This window comes from Bacteroides salyersiae (assembly GCF_031172035.1).
GTDB lineage: Bacteria > Bacteroidota > Bacteroidia > Bacteroidales > Bacteroidaceae > Bacteroides > Bacteroides salyersiae.
In genome coordinates this window covers 1838325-1860402 of record NZ_CP133452.1, presented here as the reverse complement: position 1 = coordinate 1860402, position 22078 = coordinate 1838325, and the positions used below count along the sequence as shown (strand labels likewise).

The 22078-nt window shown below is 42.5% G+C and carries 14 protein-coding genes; 1 reads left to right on the top strand and 13 read right to left on the bottom strand.

The window, feature by feature from the left end; genetic code table 11:
• Positions 1 to 77: 77 nt before the first annotated feature.
• From RB604_RS06805 to RB604_RS06745, 13 genes are all read right to left on the bottom strand, one after another.
• On the bottom strand, positions 78 to 2075 hold the full coding sequence (locus RB604_RS06805) for a T9SS type A sorting domain-containing protein (protein WP_007478940.1): 1998 nt from the start codon (positions 2073 to 2075) through the stop codon (positions 78 to 80).
• A gap of 474 nt (positions 2076 to 2549) precedes the next feature.
• The gene (locus tag RB604_RS06800) at positions 2550 to 3287 is read right to left on the bottom strand and encodes a hypothetical protein (RefSeq protein WP_007478941.1); all 738 of its coding nucleotides are present in this window, start codon (positions 3285 to 3287) and stop codon (positions 2550 to 2552) included.
• A 135-nt stretch (positions 3288 to 3422) separates the two neighbouring features.
• Positions 3423 to 4442, bottom strand: coding sequence for an alpha-mannosidase (locus RB604_RS06795; RefSeq protein ID WP_007478942.1), 1020 nt, complete (start codon positions 4440 to 4442; stop codon positions 3423 to 3425).
• A 330-nt stretch (positions 4443 to 4772) separates the two neighbouring features.
• Complete coding sequence (locus RB604_RS06790) at positions 4773 to 5099, bottom strand: hypothetical protein (RefSeq protein ID WP_007478943.1); 327 nt, start codon at positions 5097 to 5099, stop codon at positions 4773 to 4775.
• Between the two features lie 311 nt (positions 5100 to 5410).
• Positions 5411 to 6709 carry a glycoside hydrolase family 88/105 protein gene (locus RB604_RS06785; RefSeq protein WP_007478944.1) on the bottom strand — a complete coding sequence of 433 codons (1299 nt, stop codon included), beginning with the start codon at positions 6707 to 6709 and terminating at the stop codon, positions 5411 to 5413.
• Positions 6710 to 6732: 23 nt separating this feature from the next.
• Positions 6733 to 7542, bottom strand: a complete 810-nt coding sequence (rhaD, locus tag RB604_RS06780; RefSeq protein ID WP_005926621.1) for a rhamnulose-1-phosphate aldolase — start codon at positions 7540 to 7542, stop codon at positions 6733 to 6735.
• Positions 7543 to 7778: 236 nt separating this feature from the next.
• The gene (rhaT, locus tag RB604_RS06775) at positions 7779 to 8810 is read right to left on the bottom strand and encodes an L-rhamnose/proton symporter RhaT (protein WP_005926624.1); all 1032 of its coding nucleotides are present in this window, start codon (positions 8808 to 8810) and stop codon (positions 7779 to 7781) included.
• A 92-nt stretch (positions 8811 to 8902) separates the two neighbouring features.
• A complete protein-coding gene (locus RB604_RS06770; RefSeq protein WP_172680657.1) occupies positions 8903 to 10159 on the bottom strand; it encodes an L-rhamnose isomerase in 1257 nt (418 codons plus the stop codon).
• Positions 10153 to 11613, bottom strand: coding sequence for a rhamnulokinase (rhaB, locus tag RB604_RS06765; protein ID WP_025819182.1), 1461 nt, complete (start codon positions 11611 to 11613; stop codon positions 10153 to 10155). Before rhaB ends, RB604_RS06770 begins: the two co-directional genes overlap by 7 nt.
• Before the next feature lie 98 nt (positions 11614 to 11711).
• Positions 11712 to 13241, bottom strand: a complete 1530-nt coding sequence (locus RB604_RS06760) for a glycoside hydrolase family 28 protein (RefSeq protein ID WP_007478946.1) — start codon at positions 13239 to 13241, stop codon at positions 11712 to 11714.
• Positions 13242 to 13310: 69 nt separating this feature from the next.
• On the bottom strand, positions 13311 to 15146 hold the full coding sequence (locus RB604_RS06755) for a rhamnogalacturonan lyase family protein (protein ID WP_007478947.1): 1836 nt from the start codon (positions 15144 to 15146) through the stop codon (positions 13311 to 13313).
• Positions 15147 to 15155: 9 nt separating this feature from the next.
• Positions 15156 to 17900: an alpha-L-rhamnosidase gene (locus tag RB604_RS06750; protein WP_172680652.1), complete on the bottom strand. Its 2745-nt coding sequence runs from the start codon at positions 17898 to 17900 to the stop codon at positions 15156 to 15158.
• Between the two features lie 33 nt (positions 17901 to 17933).
• Complete coding sequence (locus RB604_RS06745; RefSeq protein WP_005926642.1) at positions 17934 to 20462, bottom strand: glycoside hydrolase family 88 protein; 2529 nt, start codon at positions 20460 to 20462, stop codon at positions 17934 to 17936.
• A 365-nt stretch (positions 20463 to 20827) separates the two neighbouring features.
• Here RB604_RS06745 and RB604_RS06740 point away from each other — a divergent pair, with 365 nt between their 5' ends.
• Positions 20828 to 22072: a hypothetical protein gene (locus tag RB604_RS06740; RefSeq protein WP_232305894.1), complete on the top strand. Its 1245-nt coding sequence runs from the start codon at positions 20828 to 20830 to the stop codon at positions 22070 to 22072.
• Positions 22073 to 22078 lie beyond the last annotated feature (6 nt).

Sequence of the window (22078 nt, the reverse complement as noted above, 5' to 3'; positions counted from 1 at the left end):
TAAAAAGGAAAACAAATATACGAATCAAAAGAAAGGCGGACTGAATAGATACCGCCTCTCCTTTTTTATTAGTTGTCTTACAAAATCACTTTCTTCGTTACAATACCGGCTATTGTTTTTACTTTTACAATATACATACCCTGTACTGTATTCATTGGAATTATCGAAGCATTAGTGTTAGCCACTACCTGTCCCTGAGTATTCATTACTATCACATTTTCTACACCAGCACCTTTTACTACAATGCTTCCATTCTGTGCATAGACAGCCAATTCATCAGCAACATTAAAATCTTCAAGACCCGTACCGGAACCACTACCTTTAGCTGTAATTACTATCTTATATCCCATCACCGGGACTTCTGTAGCAGTTTCTCCTTCACCCTCGGTTTTAGTTCCTGATTGATAGCTCTCCTCTGTAGCAGCCAATGTCAAACTAGCAGGGAATCCTTGAAACTCAACCTCATAAGTATCGCCTTCCGGCTTAATAGCAGCATCCAAAATAGTAAAAGAGTCACCATCTTTAATATCAAATGTTTCAGCAGCCTTTACAATAATCTTATTGCCATTAAACGTAGCAGTATTATTAGAAGTCAACTTATCATAACTTGTAGCATTTGCAAGTTCAAATTCCACCGTACCTCCATTTTTTACAGTTAACGGTGATTTTAAGCTCTGTCCCTCAATATCATCCAAAATTAATTGACCGATACCTTGACAACCAACTTCCAATGTTCCACCATCTACGATTACTTCACTTGTTATACGTCCATTACCACCACCAATAGCACCTTCATAAATAGCCATTGCAGTTTTTTCACTTCTACACAATGCAGTAATTGTCGGATCATCAACCGGAGTATTGATATAAGCACGACCTTTTTTTACATGTAAGCCCAAGAATACCTTACCCGTATCAGAGTTTTTAGTACCTGTGAAAATATAAGTACCTGTACCTTCTTTTATTACTCCAAATGCATTTTTATTTGCTTTCGTATTATCTCTCAACCAGAGAGGAAGACTTGTTACATTTGTATTTGAATTACCTATTGACCACCAAATTACCGGATTAGAACTTCCGGAACCATAACCAGAGAGGAAACCACCCTCTTCTGCATTTAACTCACCTATAGCAAAACAACGCGTACCACTAACCCCTGTTAAACCGGCATCTTCTTTCAACGTTACTTTTGTATTAACCAAAGTAGAGTCTATCCCTTCCATATCTGCTACTCCAGTAAATGTTTTTGTAGTATTGAATTGTAATCCGAAGAAAGCCGGAGCTTTACCTTCTGCATACTCAACAGTCTTATTAGCAGCAACTACAAGATCCCCTTCAAAATCATCCCAACAAGTCATGTCTTTCTTACCGGCCTTGTCATCAGTAATATATGTACGTTCACCACCGGCATAAATAACTAATGTTCCTTTTCCATAAAATTTATTAGTGAACTGAAGATAGCGACCTGCCCAAATAGAGCCCACTTTTCCTTCAGGGATACCAACAGGAACAGTAAATTGGCATGCAGGAGTAGAGATTTCACTCATAGCTACACCAATAGACCCGTTATCGAGCACAATTGTATCTCCAAAAACATTGGGAGAATCTTTTTTATCAGAATTTACTTGACCACCCCTTACAATTGTACCACCTTTCAGTTGATTGAGAACATTTAATGTTAACGTACCTGTACCTTCCTTTATCAAAGTTCCGTCTCCTACTATTTTATCCGTAGCTTTATCTGAACTATATGAAATGGAATAATTCTTATCACTATCAAATTTAATACCGCCTACTTGCATTTCACCGCTCACTTTGATTGATTCTACCGTTTTAGCATTACCATCAGTATCAGCAAACGCACCACCACCATTGAAAACTGCCATACAGCCTTCTTGCCAACCTGTAGGCAAGTAAAACCCACCTAAATCTTCTCCCCATTCAGAGTCCATTATACTCCAAATTCCAGTATTACTACCATTCTGCCAGAACAACTCCTTCGGGGCTTCTTGAGCATTAACTACAGACACAGACGCTGCTAAAAGCGCTACACTAAGAAAAGTATTCTTTCTCATAGTTTTTAAATTATTAGTTTAACAACAGTTATTTATTAGTTAAATTGATTATGATGCAAAAATACGCAGTTATCGAACACGGGGCCATATAAATTTTGGCTGAATTGATACAAAAATTGATTTTTATGATTTCATATTAAAGGAAAGGAGGGGCATACAAATCTTTTATCTTTCTATCATAGCAAAGTGTATAAACTCATTTTAGAACGTAAACCAAACATAGGAATTCAAAGAAATATAATAAAAATGACCTCAAATATCCCGGTTTTCTAACTGAGAAATATACATTCAATTATTCCTTCTTCAGATTCTAACAAACTAATCCTAACACATAAACCTCGCGTTAACAATTCACAGTTTCAAAGATTCAAGAAAGATATTGTAAAACAGCATCACCCTAATACTCAATTGCCCAATATACGTTGAAACCCAAATCAGCTCAAATATTCAAAATTTCTCCCCTCCCTTTATCTTTTAAAACTCCAATTTCAACGTAACCTGTCCATAAGGTTTCATTACCAACTCTTCACCAATCTTTTCACTATTAACCTCTCCCGGTCTACAAAGAGAGATTCTCTTAGAATTCTTATGTGGAAATAATAATTTCACATTTTCTTCTCCGTCAGATAAAGAACGAAGACGAACAATCAATACACGATCTTTGTCCAAAGATTTAAGTATTGTCGGATAAACCTTCGGATTATCAATTGCAAGCAGAGGTTGCACACATGGATCTTTATCCGCTGTTACATAAACTAAAGGTTGAGATTGTTCCAAGCCAAAACGGTTTGCTTTTACTACATCATATTCTTCATGAGATAAAATACGATATCTAAACGTTACAGGACCATCTTGAGTTAATGGAAAATTCGTATGCCAATGGTTGTTCGTCACCCACGAATAGATCGTAGAACTGGGTTCCAACTTAGTTACCCAATTACCTTGTCCACCCCACCCCATCGAAATATTGGCATGCCTGTCACCATATTCAAACAGAGGGGCATCCAAAGAACACCAAGTAACACCGTGTGTTTCATTGGAAATATCCAACCATCGTTGTAGCACAAGCCAATTTCTGTTTCCTTGTACCCATTGATCTTTTTCCACTTCCATAATTCCCCAAGGAATGTCGACACGGGTTTTAGAACCGGGAATATTAAAGTTAAAACCAAAATGTATACCGTCTTTTTCGGTCAAAGGTAGTTTATCCACTACATTATGTTATCTCTGCCCATGGCTGGTTAGCCAATAATCGAACAGAACGAGAGATGTTACGGCATCCTTTAGCCTTGGAGACCACACGTAATTCTACGGCTAACGGTCCTTTTTCTATTACTGAAATATTTGTTACCATATCTGCCAAGGGTTGGTTTTCATTCGCAGGAAGCCAAGTGAAAGTATCAGCTCCATCATTGCCCACATAATCATAACCGTTTTTTTATCAACGAAACCAATTATATTACCTGTCTTTGAATCAATGTGAAGCTTTAAAAATTCATTCTCTAAACTCCCACTATCTACTTTGCAATCTCCTGTAAGTAAACAATCACCTTCAACCACCCGGTAATGACAAGAACTTAGAGCCGGAACACCTGTTGCAAGAAATAGCAACTCACCTGTCGACAAGCGTTGGGAAAGTACCTCTTCACCATTGGAATCCAACACTTTATTTCCTTTCAGGTTCTCTGCCTTCGACAAAGCGATAATTCCATCATGCATCCAAGTATGCGTATTAATAACTGCAATGCCGCCATTAGAAGGACCCTCTTTAGGCCCCAATGCACCATCCGATTTATCAGTAATGGGGGCCAATGACTCTGCCATCATATCCTGAGACCTGTTCTCGGCTTCGTGAAAATAGGATTGTTTGACTTTCCAGATCGCATCTTGAAAATAGGGTTCAGTAGGATTCTCAAAACACCATGTATGTTCAGAACCTAAAAGTATATATCTCCAACCTTCGTCAAAATCAAATCGAGAAGCCTTCTTGCCATCCGCCAACAACGACCAAACAGTTTCTGCTTGCACCAGTCGTTCTTTTGCTGTCCTATTCTTTGATGTTAGTCCGGCAGCCGTCCCGATGCCATCTGTCCAATACTCCGTATAATCTCCGGTCACTACCGGTAACTGTTTCCCATATTTTTCTTCTATCATCGACATAATTTCATGCCCACCACTAATAATTACTTTAGGATAAGCATATTTTTCATTCCAAGCTTTTACAGCAAAAGGCACATCGGCATCCAGTGGACTATTATCCCACAAAGTCCAGGAAAGTACAGTAAAGTCATAAGGATAGTCACTATTTTCAAGTTCAACCAACTTATTCGTAAAATCAACATTGGCATTTCCTGTCTTAATAGTCAAAGGTACCTTCTCCGGATCACGCTGTCCAAACCAAGGTCGTCCGGTCGTCCAACCCTTCTGAACAATTCTTCATCTGAGCAAATACTTGTATTTAAATTCAGATAACTGGCATCTATACTTAGTTGTCCTTTTTTAATTGCATCAATAAGACCTTCCCTCTTTTCCGGATTAGATTCCCATAAACGTTCAAGTGGCCAACTAACTTCCGGATTCCACACAAACCGTGCTCCCGATAGAAAATCCTTTGTTTTTTCTGCCAACTTGATCCCTTCTATTATGTTATTTTTATGAAGCCGTTCTGCATTTTTATGCGTATTCGTATAACCAATATCACATAGGATCAATGGTTAATTTTCTCTTGTACTTTTCACCCGTATAAGTAAATGTAAAAGCAACTTCCGCTTTTTTCCCCACAGGAAGTTCTGAAGGTAATAAAAGTTCGATACGAGTAGAATCTTTCGCATCCAATACAAAATTACTCTTTTCCCTGTAACCTTTTGCAGCAACATCAACCAGACAGTTACCTTTCAGACACTCACCCTTCAAATTTATCACAACAACACGTCCGGGTGTTCCATCCGCTCTGTATCCATAAACCGATTGGACCTTGCAATCAATATCAATCAAATTCCCGGCCCAAATAGATGATGAGAACATATAATATAGTAATAAACGGAGGCAATTTATAAAAAAATTCCGCATAGCAAAGCCGATGGGCTAAAATATTTTTACACCCCAAAAAACAAACACCATTATCATTCAATATCATATTACTAAAACAACAGACAAACAGAGAAATACTTTCCCCAAAAAACAAATAAGAAAAACCTATGCGATAACTAACTCCATTTTACAACTGCATAAAATATCTTTAAAACTCAAAATGGGCAATCGGAAATATTTTTCCAACCACCCATCTTTATCCAAAATAAAATTAACGAAAAAACAGTAAAGTTTCTCCTATTCCATCATTTCTTCAACACAATCTTATCGTATTGCTCTTCAGCTTTTATTTCCGTATACTTAGGCGCATCTATCATCTCTATTAATGCACGGAGGACAGGACCTTCTCCCATCGGGTCATTTTCTTGAGTAGGACGATTATAATAATAAGCCACAGAAGGCATAATACCGGTACCAACACAAATAGCAGTAACATCACCATTATCGGTAATCTTCTTCATCATACCCTTCAAACCTTGTTCCGCTACATAAATAAAATCAGGATGCAACCAACCTTCTTTAACTCCACGAGCAATACCGAAAACAAACATGGCTGTTCCGGTAATTTCCTCATAAGAATCTTCTTTATCCAACAGTTGGTGCCACAAGCCATTTTTTCCCTGATATCGGGCTACTCCACTCGCCTGACGACGAAAATTTTCAATCACCGCATCACGCATCGGATGATCCTCAGGCATTACACTTAATAAATCGGCTTGTGCCATAAACACCCAACCGTTCGCACGACTCCAGTGAGCCACCCCATGTTCTTTTGTATCGGTGTGATAGCAATGATAATAGATATTCTTTTCCGGACACCACAAGTAACGGGTATAATTCAATACCTGATTGGCGGCATCATTAAAATATTTCTCATCACCGGTCATCTTCCCCATACGAGCAAGGAAAGAGATAGCCATAAAAGCATCATCCGCCCAAATTGTATTGACATGTGGCCAAAGCCGGGCAATCGTTCCATCCACCAGACGGGGCTCGGCATAATTCAAATGGTCGGCAGTTTCATTTACATAGCTCAAAAATGCTTCATTAGGATGCCGCATCTGTAGTTCTATCAAACTGGCCCCCATCGGTCCATTGTCATCCAGACGCTTACCACGAAAAATCATATGCCAGCTAAGTTTACGAACCGCATTCCAGCCATCATCCTTAAATGCCTGATCGTATTGGCGACGAAAGAAATCAAGGTTACCTTCATTAAACACGAAGTTCATGTTCTTCAGGACATACTTGTCATACTTCTTATCACCTACCTTATCAGCCAATTCCATCAATGCAATGTTGGTTACCCCATTTGTGTAATGCCAGTTGTTATACTTACAAGCCACTTTCACATCCATTGACAGAGGAAGTTTTTTCACCGATTTATAAACTTCTCCAGTCTTGGTGTTCTTGAATTCGTATGTAGTACTATCTAATATTCGGTCGGCAATTTTCAACGCAGCCTCTTTTGCCGTCATTTTAGTCTGAGCGGAAAGAGAAATAGTACACAAGAAAAGAGCACAAGATATAAAGATTCGTTTCATGGATTAATAGATTCTTTTTATGATTATTTAGGCAGATTAAAAGCGACTGTCATTTCATGCATTTGTTCTTGAGACATACCATCCGGAATGAAACCCATATTACGCGCATTGATATAAATCTGTGCAGATTTGCTCAACACATCAATCTGGTCGAAAGCATCCATGATATCTTCACCAACAGCACAAGCACCATGTTTTTCCCACATAACCACATCATAATCATTGAGTTCTTTAATGGTGGCTTCCGCCAATGCTACAGAACTGGGCAATGCATAAGGAATAATCCCCAAACCACGCGGACAAAAGGCCTTCGTTTCGGGTATCATACTCCAAAGCAGATTAGTCAATACATCTTTTTCCAAAAAAGGTTTGTGATGCGTCATAGCGATCAATTCAATGGGATGTGTGTGCAAAGATGCTTTATAGGTAGAGCCCTTACTAATAAGATAATTGTGCATACACAAATGCGACGGTAACTCGGAAGTAGGCAATACCGGGTGGTCGGCAATGATAACGTAATTTGCACAATCATCGAGAATACGAATAATGGAACCATGTTCCATCGGCCAACGCGCCAAATCACGCATACGTTTATTAGTTCCCTTGCAATAGAAATAACAACCTTTCAGATAAGGTAATACGGTACCAATAGATTTTACTTCACTAATAGGAGCCAAATTGCGTATTTCATCATCTACAAACTCTGTAATATTCACAACGATATTGCCACCATTACGTTCGGCCCAGCCTTTTTGCCAAAGATATCCGGCTACTTCGGCAGCCTTATTTACTTCATTAGTAAGAGCCGGACGATTTTCCAAAATTGATTTCATCTTTTTATCTACGATTTATTCCCTGTGGTCATGACCATTATTTGATCTTTATGCCATAAGTACGTTAACGATTTTCTATTTACGATTAAAATAAGAGCCTGCTTAAAATATTTTCCTCCTTAAAGTTTCTACCTGCTCAATTAAAGATTGTTTTTATATACAGACCAAAGAACAACTACTAACCGGTATTTTCAATTATAAACGGTCAGAAATCGTCCAATTGTCTAATTTATTATTTATGCTTGTGCCATCGCCACTACTATAATGGAAGAAATAAGAACAATTAACCCGAGAATCAAAACACCGATTGTCGAATTGCTTACCCCTTTCCATTCTTTCAAAAGAATACCCCAAACATTACTGAAAGTAACATTCAGCGACATCAGAATACTCCATGAAAACGCCAATAGAACAGGGCTTTCCGTCAGGAAACTTTTCCCCATTTCCAAGCCGAAGAACTGTGAATACCAAAGTACCCCGGCAAGGGCACAAAACAGCAGATTATTAACCAGTTGCCCACTCTTAACAGAAAAATATTCCTTACCGGTCTTATTCTTAATATTCTGTTGTATACAATACACTGCATTGGTGAAAAATCCCCCCAAAGTTACTAAAAATATAACCGGAAGACCAGCATACAAAGCCTCTACTCCGTTAGCAAGAGCTGCTTCCTTAATAGGTGTACCGGCATCCAACCCAAGAGCAAAACAAGCACTCATCACACCTGCCAACAAAGCAACCAGTAATCCTTTTGTCAATGCAAAATCTTTAACAGCCGCTTTCTTCTCCTCCTCAGTCATATTTTTGGAACGCAAACTTCCGGCATAACCGATAATCGCAATGCCAGCTAAAGTGATACACACACCGATAAGCAACATCAAACCATCACCATGAAACAAATCTTTTCCGGCAAAGATAGCAGGAAAGAGCGTACCGAAACCGGCACAGGTACCCAAAGCAATACTTTGTCCTAAAGCTACGCCAAGATAGCGCATACTGAGTCCGAACGTTAGCCCTCCGACTCCCCATAGTACTCCATATACCATAGCAGGTACAGCACCACCGGAGCTCCACAAATCCATCAGGCTACTCTCGGCCGGTACAGCCAACAAAGCACCCAACAAAGGAAACACGAGCCATGCAAAAATCCCTTGTACCAACCAAAAACTTTCCCATGACCAGTTTTTTACTTTATTAATAGGTACATATGAGCTACTCTGCCCAAAACTGCCAATGGCTATAATAATAAGGCCTATCAGTGTATTCATGTATTTAGTGATAAGTGATTAGTGATAAATGATTAGCGACAGGTGATGAAAGTAGTGATTGGAAATGCTACTTTCATCACTAACCACTATTCTTATTCTCTTTTCGAAGTTACCTCTGTTTCGTATTTTTCTATCTCTGCAATAAATTCCTCGCCAACCGGAACATTATTCTTCAAACAGAACATATCCCACACAGCATTCCACGGAAGCGATTTAGCCTCTTCGAGCAGAGCCAGGCGTTCGAACAACTGATCATTGGCTTCATATTCACGCAACTTGGCAATCGGTTCCAGTAATCCTTGCAAGAAACATTTCTGTGTAGCACGGCTACCAATCACATAAGCACCGATACGGTTAATGCTGGCATCAAAATAATCCAAACCGATATGTACACGGTCGAGAGCATTACAACGCACTACTTCTTTTGCCAGATCCAGCGTTTCATCATTCATGATAGTCACATGGTCACTATCCCAACGGATCGGGCGGCTAACGTGCAACATGATTTCCGGAGTATAAAGCAACAGCGAAGATATCTTATCAGCTACACTTTCGGTAGGATGGAAATGGCCGGTATCGAGTGTCACTATTTTATTACGGCTTGCACCATAGCCAATATAGAAATCATTTGAGCCTACCGTATAACTTTCCAGACCGATACCGAACACTTTCGATTCGATACAATCTTTCATATTCTTATATTCAACAGCAAAGATCTGATCCAAAGAATCTTTCAGCAGTTCGCGATAAAGCAGACGATTCACCGTGATATCCTTGCTTCCGTCGTGTACCCATAAATTCATGATACAAGGATCGCCCTGGCGCTTACCCATCTCTTCGGCAATTGCACGACACCGCTTGGTATGCTCGATCCAAAAATCACGAATACCTTTATCCGGATTCGACAATGAAAGGTTTCCACTTTTCGGATGAGAGAAAGAAGTAGAATTAAAGTCCAACTTCATACCATGTTCCGCTCCCCATTGTATCCAACTCTCAAAATGTTTCGGTTCTACCTGGTCACGATCGACAAACTGACCACCGAAATCACCATAAATTTCATGCAGGTTCAAACGGTGAGTTCCGGGAATATAAGAAGCAGCTTTCAATATATCCTGTCTCAATTCTTCTATATTACGAGCTTTTCCCGGATAATTACCGGTAGCCTGAATTCCTCCGGTCAGCGAACCACTCGATTCGAATCCCGTTACATCATCTGCTTGCCAACAATGCAAAGATAGAGAAATCTTTTGCAAATCTTCCAATGCCTTATTAGCATCGACACCTACAGCCGCATAACGTTCAACCGCTATCTCGTAAGCCTTCTTAATCAGTTCTTCTTTCATGATACTATATTTTTAAAGTGTATATAAGCTTGTCCCCAATTTTCCATATTTTGGGGTTGGTAAGTTTTCAAAGGAATAGAATTATGAATGAGCTTTCTCATTCCCGGCACATCGGCAGCTTCACCTATCGCCATAGCCTGCATCATGACGTTGCCGAGAGCAGTCGCTTCTGACGGTCCGGCTACTACCGGAATACCTACCGCATTCGCCGTAAACTGATTAAGCAATTCATTGCGGCTTCCCCCGCCTATCACATGAAGTGTTTCTATCGGCTGAGAAGCTAATCCGCGCAGATCATCCAATACTTGGCGATAACGCAGTGCCAGACTTTCAAAAATACAACGTACAATCTGCCCACGAGTTTCCGGAACCGGCTGATTCGTATCCATACAATATTTACGGATGGCATTTTCCATATCATCGGGATTCGCAAAAAGTGCATTATCCGGATTGATAAGGCTACGGAAAGGCTCCGCCGTTTCGGCTTCAGCGATCAATTCCGGATACGAAGTCTCTCCCCATCCGGCACGGCAGCGTTCCAGCAACCACATTCCACAAATATTTTTCAGCAAACGGATCGTTCCGGCCACTCCTCCTTCATTCGTAAAATTCAACTTCTCCGTTTCTTCGGTAATAGCCGGCGCATCGGTTTCTATCCCCATCAACGACCATGTCCCACTACTTAAATAAGCAAAATTCGGATTTAATGCCGGGACGGCAGCCACTGCCGATCCGGTATCATGTCCGGCTACAGCAATTACAGGAACAGCTCCCAATCCGGTTATTTTTTGTATTTCTTTTGTCAATGTTCCGACTTTCTCTCCCGGATACACAAAACGTCCGAAATGCTCTTCCGTCAAACCGACCGCTTTCAATAATTCCGGTTCCAATTTGCGGGTTTGTGCATTTACCAATTGTGCCGTACTGGCAATCGTATATTCCGTTACCATCTCTCCTGTCAGCATATAGCTCAAAGCATCCGGAATAAACAAAATTTTATCTACCGCAGCCAGCGCACTGTCATTATTGCGTCGCAAGGTATCCAACTGGAACAACGAATTAAAATTCATTATCTGAATGCCCGTTAACTTATACACCTTACTACGGGGAATGCGCGAAAATAGCGCTTCCGGCGCCCCGTTTGTTTGGGGATCGCGATAAGCATACGGCTGGCGCAACAAATGCCCATCCTTTCCGACACAAACAAAATCGACTCCCCAAGTATCGATACCGATAGAAACGATCTTCACATCTTGCTTGCCCGCAACCAACTTCAACCCATCTATAACATACTGATAAAGTGCATAAATATCCCAATAAAAGTGTCCTCCAACCTCTATGAGGTGGTTGGGAAAACGATTCACTTCTTCCAATTCTAATCCGCCCTCAGAGAAAGAGCCTAATATCGTACGGCCACTGGTAGCTCCCAAATCAACCGCAAAAAAACAATTTCTTATCATGTCCTATATAATGTTGAGCCTATTCTTTCTATAATGACGCAAAAATAAAGGATTTGTACCCTATTCACGCTGTACGTTTTGACACAAAGGATGTCTTATTTGACAATTTGATTCACTCCTTCACAAAAGCGGGTTATCAACTTTTCTCCCTTTTCATGGTGAATCGTCACATTCTTCAATGTTATATTCCGGCTATATACGAATTCGGCTCCTATTTGGGAAGTAATATCCAAGTTCTCAAGCGTAATGCCATCGATCGGCATTTCCGGGATGCCATTGAAGAAAAGCGCCCTCCGGGCATTAGAACATACCAGATTCGAAATATGGATATTCCGGAAACAAGGAGTCGTTTCATCCACTGGCAGAGGATCTACCTTCAACGGTACTTTCTCACCACTTTCCAACACTTCAACAGCCGACTTACCTCCATAATACAAGTTGAAAGTAACAGGTTCCGTAGGAATATCCATCATGGAAACGTTGCGTACCCAGATGTTTTCAACAATTCCACCCCGTCCACGCTTACTCTTGAAACGAAGCCCTACATCAGTACCTAAAAACTGGCAATTACTCACAGACACATTACGTACTCCGCCACTCATCTCACTGCCTACCACGAATCCGCCATGTCCTTTAAACACCGTGCATCCGTCTACCACCACATTTTCACAAGAGCGGGCACGACGGCGTCCATCCTCATCCTTTCCACTCTTCAAGCAAATCCCGTCATCCCCCACATCGAAAGTAGAGTTTACAATCAAGGCATTCTTACAAGATTCCAAATCCAAGCCGTCACCATTTTGCGCATAGCTCGGATTACGCACCTGCACTTCTTCAATCAGTACATTTTCACACATCAACGGATGCAGATTCCACGCCGGAGAATTCTGAAAGATAACCCCCTGCAGCCATACATTCTTACACTCTATCAAGCTCACCATCACCGGCCGAAGAAAATGACGCACGCTCTGCCATTCTTCCTCCGTCGTCAAGTTCTGAGGTACATTCATATTGCTGATCGTATCTCCTTTCAGTGTCTGCGGATAAGGGAACCAATAAGTGGGCCGTTTGTATACTCCCCCTCGGGCTATCGTCTGTTTCCAAACACTTTCCGTTACTTTTTCCCGTTTCAAAGGACGCCAAAAGTGTCCATTCCCGTCAATGGCCCCTTGTCCGGTGATAGCTACATTCGTCAGGTTACGTCCCGAAACAGGAGATTGACACCTGCGGGTATCCAATCCTTCAAAAACAGTTTCGACCAACGGATAAAGCTCCACATCCGGCGAGAAAAGCACTACGGCCCCTTTCTCTATGTGAAGATCGATATTACTTTTCAGCACAATAGGACCGGTCAGCCAGATACCTGCCGGCACAATCAAGTGTCCGCCTCCGCGAGACGATAATGTTTCGATAGCCTTTTCAAAAGCTTCGGTACAGAGCTCCACTCCATTGCCGACAGCACCAAAATCCGGCAGCGACACCTTCAAATCGGGAAATCGGGGTGCTTCCACCTTTGGCATTGCAAAGGGGAGATTCGTGTATATTTCTTCATATTTATAAGTTTGCGCCCAAGACGACAATACCGCCCACACACAAAGAAACAAAACAATTGAAATTCTCTTCATTCGACTTTTTTATATTATGTGACTTAGAAACAATTTTGATCTTATAAAATTGCCCTTAGGGGCTCTCAATCATTCTCCAAGATAATAAGAAGGTACCGGCGATTGCGGATACCCCATGCTCCGATGTGTAATATAACTCCGATAAAGTGCGTCCTGCATCAATGTTACCCGACGGTCTTTTGCCGGAATACAAGTATGATAAATACGCAATTCTCCGGGAAGCGCAGTTATCAACTCCTCCCGCCAATCGCCCTCCATGTCGGCTATCATCAAAATGTCCCCTTCAATCCCTTCTGTCAGCGTCTCTCCTTTCCATTTCCAGATACTTTGTTTTCTGCCGTTCGAAGAAGAACCGGCTCCCCAACGGTTATTATCCCCCCGGAATGTTTCACGGAGCAGATCGGCATCCCACCAAATCCAATTCCGGCATCCCGGCACTTCCGCATTCGTTGTATTCAATTTCTTTCCATCCGAAGTTAACAGATATTTATCCATACTTCCACCTTTACGGTCTTCACTGGCAAAACATTCCAGACCGGGATGTTCCGGATCAAAATCCGCCACCATGCCATCCCCCACATGATAGGTAGCATGTCCGATTCCCCATATCAGCTGTCCGGTACGAGCATTCACCACAGATACTCCGCGACCGTCTTCTTTCTTGGGTTCGCTCACCATAAACACCTGTAAGTCTTCCTCATCAGGACGTAGCTTACACAAATAAGCCTTATCGCTATGTCCCAACCCGGACGACCATAACAAAGTCCCGTTATCATCAAGCATACAAGACCCCAACAATATCTCGTCCCGACCATCGCCGTCCACATCTCCGGTCACCATGCTATGTGCCCCCATACTACGTACTACGGGATTTTCTTCATCACCATCCCAACGCCACATCCGTTGCAGTTTCCCCTCTTTCAACTGCCAGGCATCCACCACCATCAGTTTATAAGTGCCACGAGCTGCAAGAATACAAGGTGTTTTCCCATCCAGATAAGCTATTCCCATCTGATTCCTATTCTGACGAATAAGATTTCCGTACCGGTCATTCCGTTCCGGCCAGTCCACCCGGTCTATCTCTTTCCCCGTCATCCCATCCAATACGGACAAGTATTCACTTCCACCACAAACACGACCCTTTTCGTTCTTCACATAATCATCACCGGCAGTTTTCACCGCAACTTCCGCCTTGCCATCCCCATTGAAATCATAAACGATAAAAGGCGAATACCAAATACCCGGCTCGATGCCCGGTCCCATATCATACGTCCAAAGCCATGTACCGTCGCTCAAATAAGCCGAAATTTTATATGTCTTACCGGTAGTATCTCCCGGCATGCCCGGATCTACATTGGTTTCGGGAGTACGGATGATATAATCGTAAATGCCATCACCATTCAAGTCGGCCAAAGCAATCTTACCTGCTTTGGCATTATCTTTCAAGCGAATGGAAGTATAGTTCTTACTCTTCCCGGCTTCTACTTCAAGTTTTTCGGATGCGGCGGGTTTCTGCCCTTTCAACACAGGCACTACCCAATAGGAAGCTATTCCCTTCACAGGTGCGTTGTCTACAAAATCACAAGTATGCAGTATGGGCTTATTCGTCAAACGGCGAGTTTTACCATTTGCTTCACGATATACATGAAAAGCAGTAGCAGGCGCATCCGTATTCAGCAACCGCCAACTCAGGTAAACACCCTTCCCGTCCTGAGAAGGCACTGCATACAATCCACGATTCAACCGTTCCGTAACCCGTTCTGTGGCAAACCCTTCCACCAATGGTTTGGCTTCATGCCGGGGATCCAGTATCTCGTACATATATTGTCTTTCGCGAGGATCTTGCGCAAAAAGAGTAGCCACTGCAAAAGAAATGCAGAGCACAAAAGCAATTCGTCTGTTCATGATAAAATATTAAAAACGTACTTCTTTCATCGGAATCAATTTTACCGGACCTAACAACCCGCTCGGCACGGGCTGCCAATTCTCATACCCGGACTTCTTATACTGAAGACTGACTATGTTGGCATCCTTAAAAATGCGCCAAGGTATCTGCCTCCTATCCATATCGGCAATACGATTGGCCGGTAAATTAGTAACTTCCACTTCCAATATATTTTCACCCGGATGCAAATATCTGCCAATCAGGCAACGGTAAGGAACCGACCACAAAACAGCAGCCTCTTTCCCATTGACGCGGATACGGGCACTTTCACGCACATCCCCCAAATCGAGCATCCATTCGGAAATCGCAGAATCGTCAAGATGAAATTTAAGGGAATAACATGCAGTTCCCATTGTGTTTTTCACTTCATTTGCCGACAGTTCCGTCCACGAATCCAATTCTACAGAATCGGGAACAGCGGTCACAACCGGCGTACTTTCCACAAAGCGGAATCCCCATCGATCCGGTACTTTTTTTCCTTCGGATGCCGGATGCCAGTAATTCCATGCAGAAGCTTGTATATCACTCCCGGCAAAAGTCTTCAAAAGCAAAGACTCTCCCGAAGCCAGTTGCAAATACACCTCCGTACGCCCGTCGGCCTGACGAACAGCCGCCTTGCCACTTTCACCATTCACCGGATTATAAATCATAACAGACTCCGCCTGCACCCCTAAAGGAATCCATCCTTCCGTATCCTCCGCTTTCAATGCAGAAATAAAATAATGGTTACCTCCTTCATTGGCACGCCGAATACAGCTTAATCCGTTTTCCGTTTTCATCGCTTCCGGAAAAACTCCTGTTTCTGCCAATGTACGCTCATAATCCGTACCGAATATAATACGTCCTTTACGCACCTTATCTTTTTGTCCCATCAACTTCCGGAAAGCTGCACGGCGTGTCTCCAACCGGGCATATCCGGGCACATCCTGCGGGAATTGCTCCAAAAACACAATCGTTGCCCCTTCATCTGCCAGACTCCATAGTTTAGCAAGTACATCGTCCGGCATTAAACGGGCACCGGGAATAAGCAACGCGCGATAAGCCGCTCCCCCAGAAGTGACCAGCTTTCCATTGACACAAGTAAGGCTGCGTATAAAATTATCGGAAATATAATCCAAATCATATCCCGCATCATTGATCCGATGCACCGCATCGATAAAACGGGGAGCACGCTTCGCCATCTTATGAATGTCAAACATCAGCAGACGTCCGTCCTGCTCCTGCCACATATCATAAACAGGCAGATAGATCAGAAAATCATTATCCGGTTTTCCCATCTGCAAAAAGCTCTGGCAACGGGCTATGTAATCAAAAAATGCCGGTGCATCCCGCCAAATACTATTCGTAGGGCTCATATCAACAGCAGCATAGAATTTCCATCCCGGCCATGCAGCCTCAGCAGGCGAATAAGTGGTGCCATGAAAATACGTATGATTCACGCCCGAGATAAACATTAGGTCGATATCCGGCTTACACTGCGAAAGTGAAGTCCGGAAATGCTCCGTCAGCCAAGTAAAGGTTTCGGAAGTCGTATAGGGCTTGCCGGCTATATGAGCAGCCGAAGATGCATATTTCAACATGGACAGATCCGAATCGTTGGGGCGTGTCAATGAATCCTTGCGCAATCCCCGGATATTAAAATCGGAAAGCCCGAACCCTTCACATTCGGGAACATCCACCGTGGCATATAGATCAATCAGATTACCGGGCGATCCATGTGCCTGATTACGGGTTTTAGAGCCATGTAAATGCGCCCACTCCGTCCATTGCCGGGTAAAATTCTCCAATAACAATTCCGCCATCGTTTCCCGGTAATCAGAGATGATACGGGCAACCGTATCCGTCCGTTTCTCTGACAGGAATTCCGGAAGATGTTCTTCCAATTTATAGCCGCGACGAATGGCGAACTCATCAAAAAGATTCTCCGTCCAATCCGCCTTATATACCTCATAAGAATCATTGAAGAAATTATGCGGATAGGGCGTTTTCGACGACTCGAAAGCACGCTCGAAACGCTCCAGATAATTCTTCACGGCACGGGCGGACAAATGATCCATCACGTATCCCTCACCACCGGGGGCCGCCCGTTTCACTTTCTGGAAAGTTTTCCCACAAAAAGCAGCAATCAGTTTCCAATCACCCTTCGGTGCTTTCCATTGCAGTCTGCCGTCTTTTGTCACCTTATCCGTCACATCAATACACCGGCCTTTATCAGAATAAGCCATAAGCCGGCTCAACTTTGCATAAGGCAGTTGTTTGGAATCGGCAACCACTATTTTTTCCTTAAACGGCTCCCCGCCCTTCCATTCATATTCAGTGATGAAAAGCTTACCGGCAGCATCTTCTATCCCGACTTCCGGGCCTCCAAAAGGCCATCCGGTCCCAGTGTTCATATCAATCTGCATCCCCAGGCGGGCAGCTTCACTCTCCGTATATTGCAACATCTCCATCCAAGGGGACGAAAGAAATGGAATCTCATTTGCCTCATTCCCCTTGACCCCATAAATAGGGGTGATCTCCATCGTTCCCATCCCTGCTTTCGCATAGGCATCCAGATTACGGGTTAAGTTTTCTTTATCTACGGCGCTTCCCATCCACCACCAGCGTGCGGCAGGTTTTGCTTCTGTCTGTATTTCCGGCCAGTCCACCTGTTGTGCCCCCATCGAAGCGCACATCAGCAATCCTCCCAATAAGATCGTTATCTTTCTGTTCATTATTTTATTTTTATCCGTCATCCAAGTGCGGTACTATTTATTCAATTCAATGCATCCCATGATGAAAGGGCCGGTAGCCTTTGCATCATTATCACGCATTTTCTCTCCGATATAATATTCGAAACTACCGTCACGATACGGATGTCCGCCCAAGCCGCCTACCTGGCAACAACGGGTCAACGTCAGTGTACCATCCGCATTTTCTACCAGCAGTTTATCTTTCAATCCTTTAAAGGCCTTCTCTGCAACTGCTTTGTATTTTGCATCGATATATCCTTTATTCACAGCTTTTGCATAGGCATACATGCATTGTGAAGTAACGGATGCTTCCGGAAAGTTCCCTTCACGCTTAGGCTGGTCAATCACCTGATACCACAAACCGGCCTTATCCTGATATTTAGGGAGAGTATCCGCCAAGCCTTGTATCCAGCTTATCATATCGGAACGTCCGGGATGTTCTTCCGGAATATAATCCAACGCATCGACCAATGCCATAAACCACCAACCGATACTACGCCCCCAGAAATTAGGAGAATGTCCGGTTTCCGGATTGGCCCAACGCTGGCTTTTGCTCTCGTCCCAAGCATGGTGATACAAGCCGGTTCCGGCATCATAAGTATGTTTATGGCAAAGCGCGAACTGCTTCACCGCCTCATCGATCCACTCCGGACGATTGAACTCCGCACCATACTGTGCCATGAAAGGAGAAGCCATATACAAACCATCCAGCCACATCTGGTGCTGGTAAATCAATTTGTGCCAATATCCTCCCTCCAGTGTGCGCGGATGTCTTTTCAATTGTTTTATCAGCTCGTCCATTGCCTTTTTATATTTATCGTTTCCCGTCTCGCGGTAAACATCGAAAAGTACTTTTCCCGAATTGATGAAGTCCAGATTATAAGTAGACATATCATATAAATGGATTTCTCCTTTTTCATTGATCAATGAATCGACCCAAGCTTCCACATAATCAAAATAATGCCGTTCACCCGTTTGTCTCCACATCCGGAGCATGGCACAACAGCCCACTCCCTGTGCATATCCGAAAAACAGACGTCTCCCATGATCCAGTTGATACGCCTTCGGAAAACGACGCATCTCCGAATCGGCAAACCAGCGTGCATAAGTATCGGGAGCAAAATGATCGGTACGGAAAGGGACTGCCGGAAGTCCCGCCTTATTATAAAGATTCACCCGGAAGAAATTTCCATAGCCATAACGTACTGCTACCGGCTGGGGAACCTCCGGTGCTGACAATTCCAGTTTACTGCCTTGAATGGCAGCCGTAGCAGGATAAAAGCGGGCATCGGCTCCGGAGATAAAGAATCCTCTTACCGGAGCATTTTCCGGAGTTTGCAATCCGCCTTCCGCATAATCAAAAGTCAACGTTACTTTTCCGTCTTTCACTTTCATACTCTTATAAAGCGGCCCCGAATAAGCTGTTTTTTTACCATATTGTTTCGCCAAAGCCCAGGCAGCCAAGCGTTCACCTGTCACCCGCTTGTTGCGCGGATGAATATCCGTAGAATCACCGGCATCTGTTATTACTACCATACCTATATTCTTCAAACCGCTTTGCCAGGTTTTCAATTGTGCTTCACGAATGCCTGCTGGTTGTTTGTAGTGCGGTGCAATCTGTACGAAATAAAAGGGCATATCAGCCTGCCCCCATTCCTGCCGCCAACTGTTTATCAGATTAGTGAACACCTTCTGATATTTTTCATGACGGATTGAATTGGACTCTCCCTGATACCAGATATTTCCCTTAATGGTATATCCTTTGATCGGGGCAATCATACCGTTCCACAACGTGGCCGGTACTTTGCATTTGTCTTTCTCACGCTTCACGTTCTGCGGGGCAAACTCTTCCATGACATCGGCATACAAAGGATTGTCTTTCATCACCCTCCTCTCTGTCCACGATTCGGCATGGGTACCTCCCCAAGTGGACTGAATCAGTCCGACCGGCATCTGCAATTCTTTATAAAGTTTACGACCGAATATAAAGCCGACAGCCGAAAATTCTTTCACATTTTCCGGAGTACAAACCAGCCATCGGCCGATGCAATCCTCTTTTTCTCCCTCAGGAGCCAGTTGATGCTCCACATGGAAAAGCCGGATGGAAGGATAATCGGCATCCTTCATCTCCTCCGTTTCATTCAGTATACCTGTCTTCCATTTTACATTCGGATCACGAGCTACCGGAAATTCCATATTCGACTGTCCGGTGCAAAGCCATACTTCACCTATTAATATATTATGTATTGTGATTGTGTTCTCTCCCTTTACGGTCAGCGTCTGATTATCCATCACACCGGGAGTCTTGATTTTCACCTCCCAATGTCCGTCAGTGGGTGTCTGCACCGTATAAATGTTTTTATCCCAAGAGGTAGAAACCGTAACTTTCTCACCCGGACGCGCTTTTCCCCAAAAACGAACTTGAGCCTTTTGTTGCAATACCATATTGTCCGATAAGATAGCGGGAAGTGTAATCTTGCCTTGTACAGGCAATGTACCGATATAGAAAAGTAAAAATATAAAATACCAAAACTGCTTTTTCATGTGTTTTTGATAGTTTAAAAGATTAATGGAATTATTGATGACGCAAAAATAGGCAGAATCGACCGAAGTATCGGTTTGTTTTTTGATTGTAATCTTATTCTTTTTGTCGTTTCATATCAAAAAAACAATTACCCTTAGAATGCTCTACTACATAGAGCATATTCATTTTTCTATAAATCAACCGATAGACTTTATTTAAAATACAAAAAAAGTTAACGGCCATCAGGAGTTTAAGTAAATAAAGTTACCTTTGAAAAATCCTTAAAACAAATGCTATGATTAAGGTAGTTTTACATAAAATAATTTATTGGAGCATAATATTAATCACAATACTCCGAGCAAGTTCTTTGTTTTCCCAAGTTCCAGTGATATCAATTCCTCAACCGGCAGAAATAGGTCGTTTCGATAACTTCCGCCAAACTTCTCCCCAAAAGCCATCTGGCATATCATCTTCCCGTGACGCCTTGATTCAAAGGCAAAATGAGGCCATCATGCGTGAGGTAAAAGAAAACGAACGTAGAAGAGCAGCCATCAACCGCCAATATGCTATTCAGAAATACATGAAATCCAACTCAATCCCTTTACCGGATTTTTCCCCAACTCCCGGTTCAGAATGTTTTCAAAGTGCCCGTGAAGAGATACTTGAAATGCTTGAAGGCAAAAAGGAGATGAGTCTAAAAAGAGCCGTATTCGTGACGGAAAACGCTTTTTTCGGGAATAAAATGAAATATGAAGAGTTTGATGCAGCCATTCAGAATCTAAAACACATTTGTCTGCTGAAAATGCAGGAAGAAAAATTAGATAAGAATGACGGGTTAGCAAAGTTAATGATGATCTTTCGTATTCTGTCGGAAGTTATTGAAGTCAAAGAGCCCGGTAGTGAAAAAACAATCATTCATCACCCGATGAAATATGATTTTGAAGATTATCGCGCAGATATTAACACCAGTAATTATATGGTATCAAAGCTTTTAGCCAAGAATACAGGACAGTGCCATTCCATGCCTCTATTGTTTTTGATTCTTGCCGAAGAGTTGGAAACAGAAGCTTTCTGGTGTTTTTCACCGAGCCACTCTTTTATAAAATTCCAAGACAAGCAAAACCGTTGGTATAATATAGAGCTAACTCAAGGTGCTGTTGTCACAGATAATTTCTATATGAATAGCGGTTTCATTAAATCCAAAGCTATCCAGACAGGTATTTATCTGAATCCACGGACTATGAAACAGACCATTGCCCATATGCTCAATGACTTGTCTGCTTATTATATTTCCCGTTATGGCTATGATCATTTTATAGAAGAAAACAGCAATTTAGTTTTGCGTTATTCTCCTTCTGATTTAACGGCTTATCAACATTACGCAAACATCTGCACTGTACAAGCTCAATATGTAATTGATGCTTGCGGCAGACCTCCCAAAGAACAGCTTCCGGAATATCCACAGGCACACCGTTTATTTAAAAAGATGCTTCAATCCTATGAGAAAATAGACAGTCTGGGCTATGAAGAAATGCCGGCCGAGATATATCATAATTGGTTAAAGCAAGTTGATAAAGCCAAAACATTGCCGGAAAACCAACCTTCACCAATTATCCAAATCAAAAAATAGATGTGT

Coding starts and splice junctions, on each gene's coding strand:
- RB604_RS06755 (WP_007478947.1), bottom strand. CDS start 15,146: ATGAACAGACGAATTGCTTTTGTGCTCTGCATTTCTTTTGCAGTGGCT.
- RB604_RS06750 (WP_172680652.1), bottom strand. CDS start 17,900: ATGAACAGAAAGATAACGATCTTATTGGGAGGATTGCTGATGTGCGCT.
- RB604_RS06745 (WP_005926642.1), bottom strand. CDS start 20,462: ATGAAAAAGCAGTTTTGGTATTTTATATTTTTACTTTTCTATATCGGT.
- RB604_RS06790 (WP_007478943.1), bottom strand. CDS start 5,099: ATGTTCTCATCATCTATTTGGGCCGGGAATTTGATTGATATTGATTGC.
- RB604_RS06805 (WP_007478940.1), bottom strand. CDS start 2,075: ATGAGAAAGAATACTTTTCTTAGTGTAGCGCTTTTAGCAGCGTCTGTG.
- rhaT (WP_005926624.1), bottom strand. CDS start 8,810: ATGAATACACTGATAGGCCTTATTATTATAGCCATTGGCAGTTTTGGG.
- RB604_RS06760 (WP_007478946.1), bottom strand. CDS start 13,241: ATGAAGAGAATTTCAATTGTTTTGTTTCTTTGTGTGTGGGCGGTATTG.
- RB604_RS06785 (WP_007478944.1), bottom strand. CDS start 6,709: ATGAAACGAATCTTTATATCTTGTGCTCTTTTCTTGTGTACTATTTCT.
- rhaD (WP_005926621.1), bottom strand. CDS start 7,542: ATGAAATCAATTTTGGAAAATCGTCCGGCTCTTACTAATGAAGTAAAT.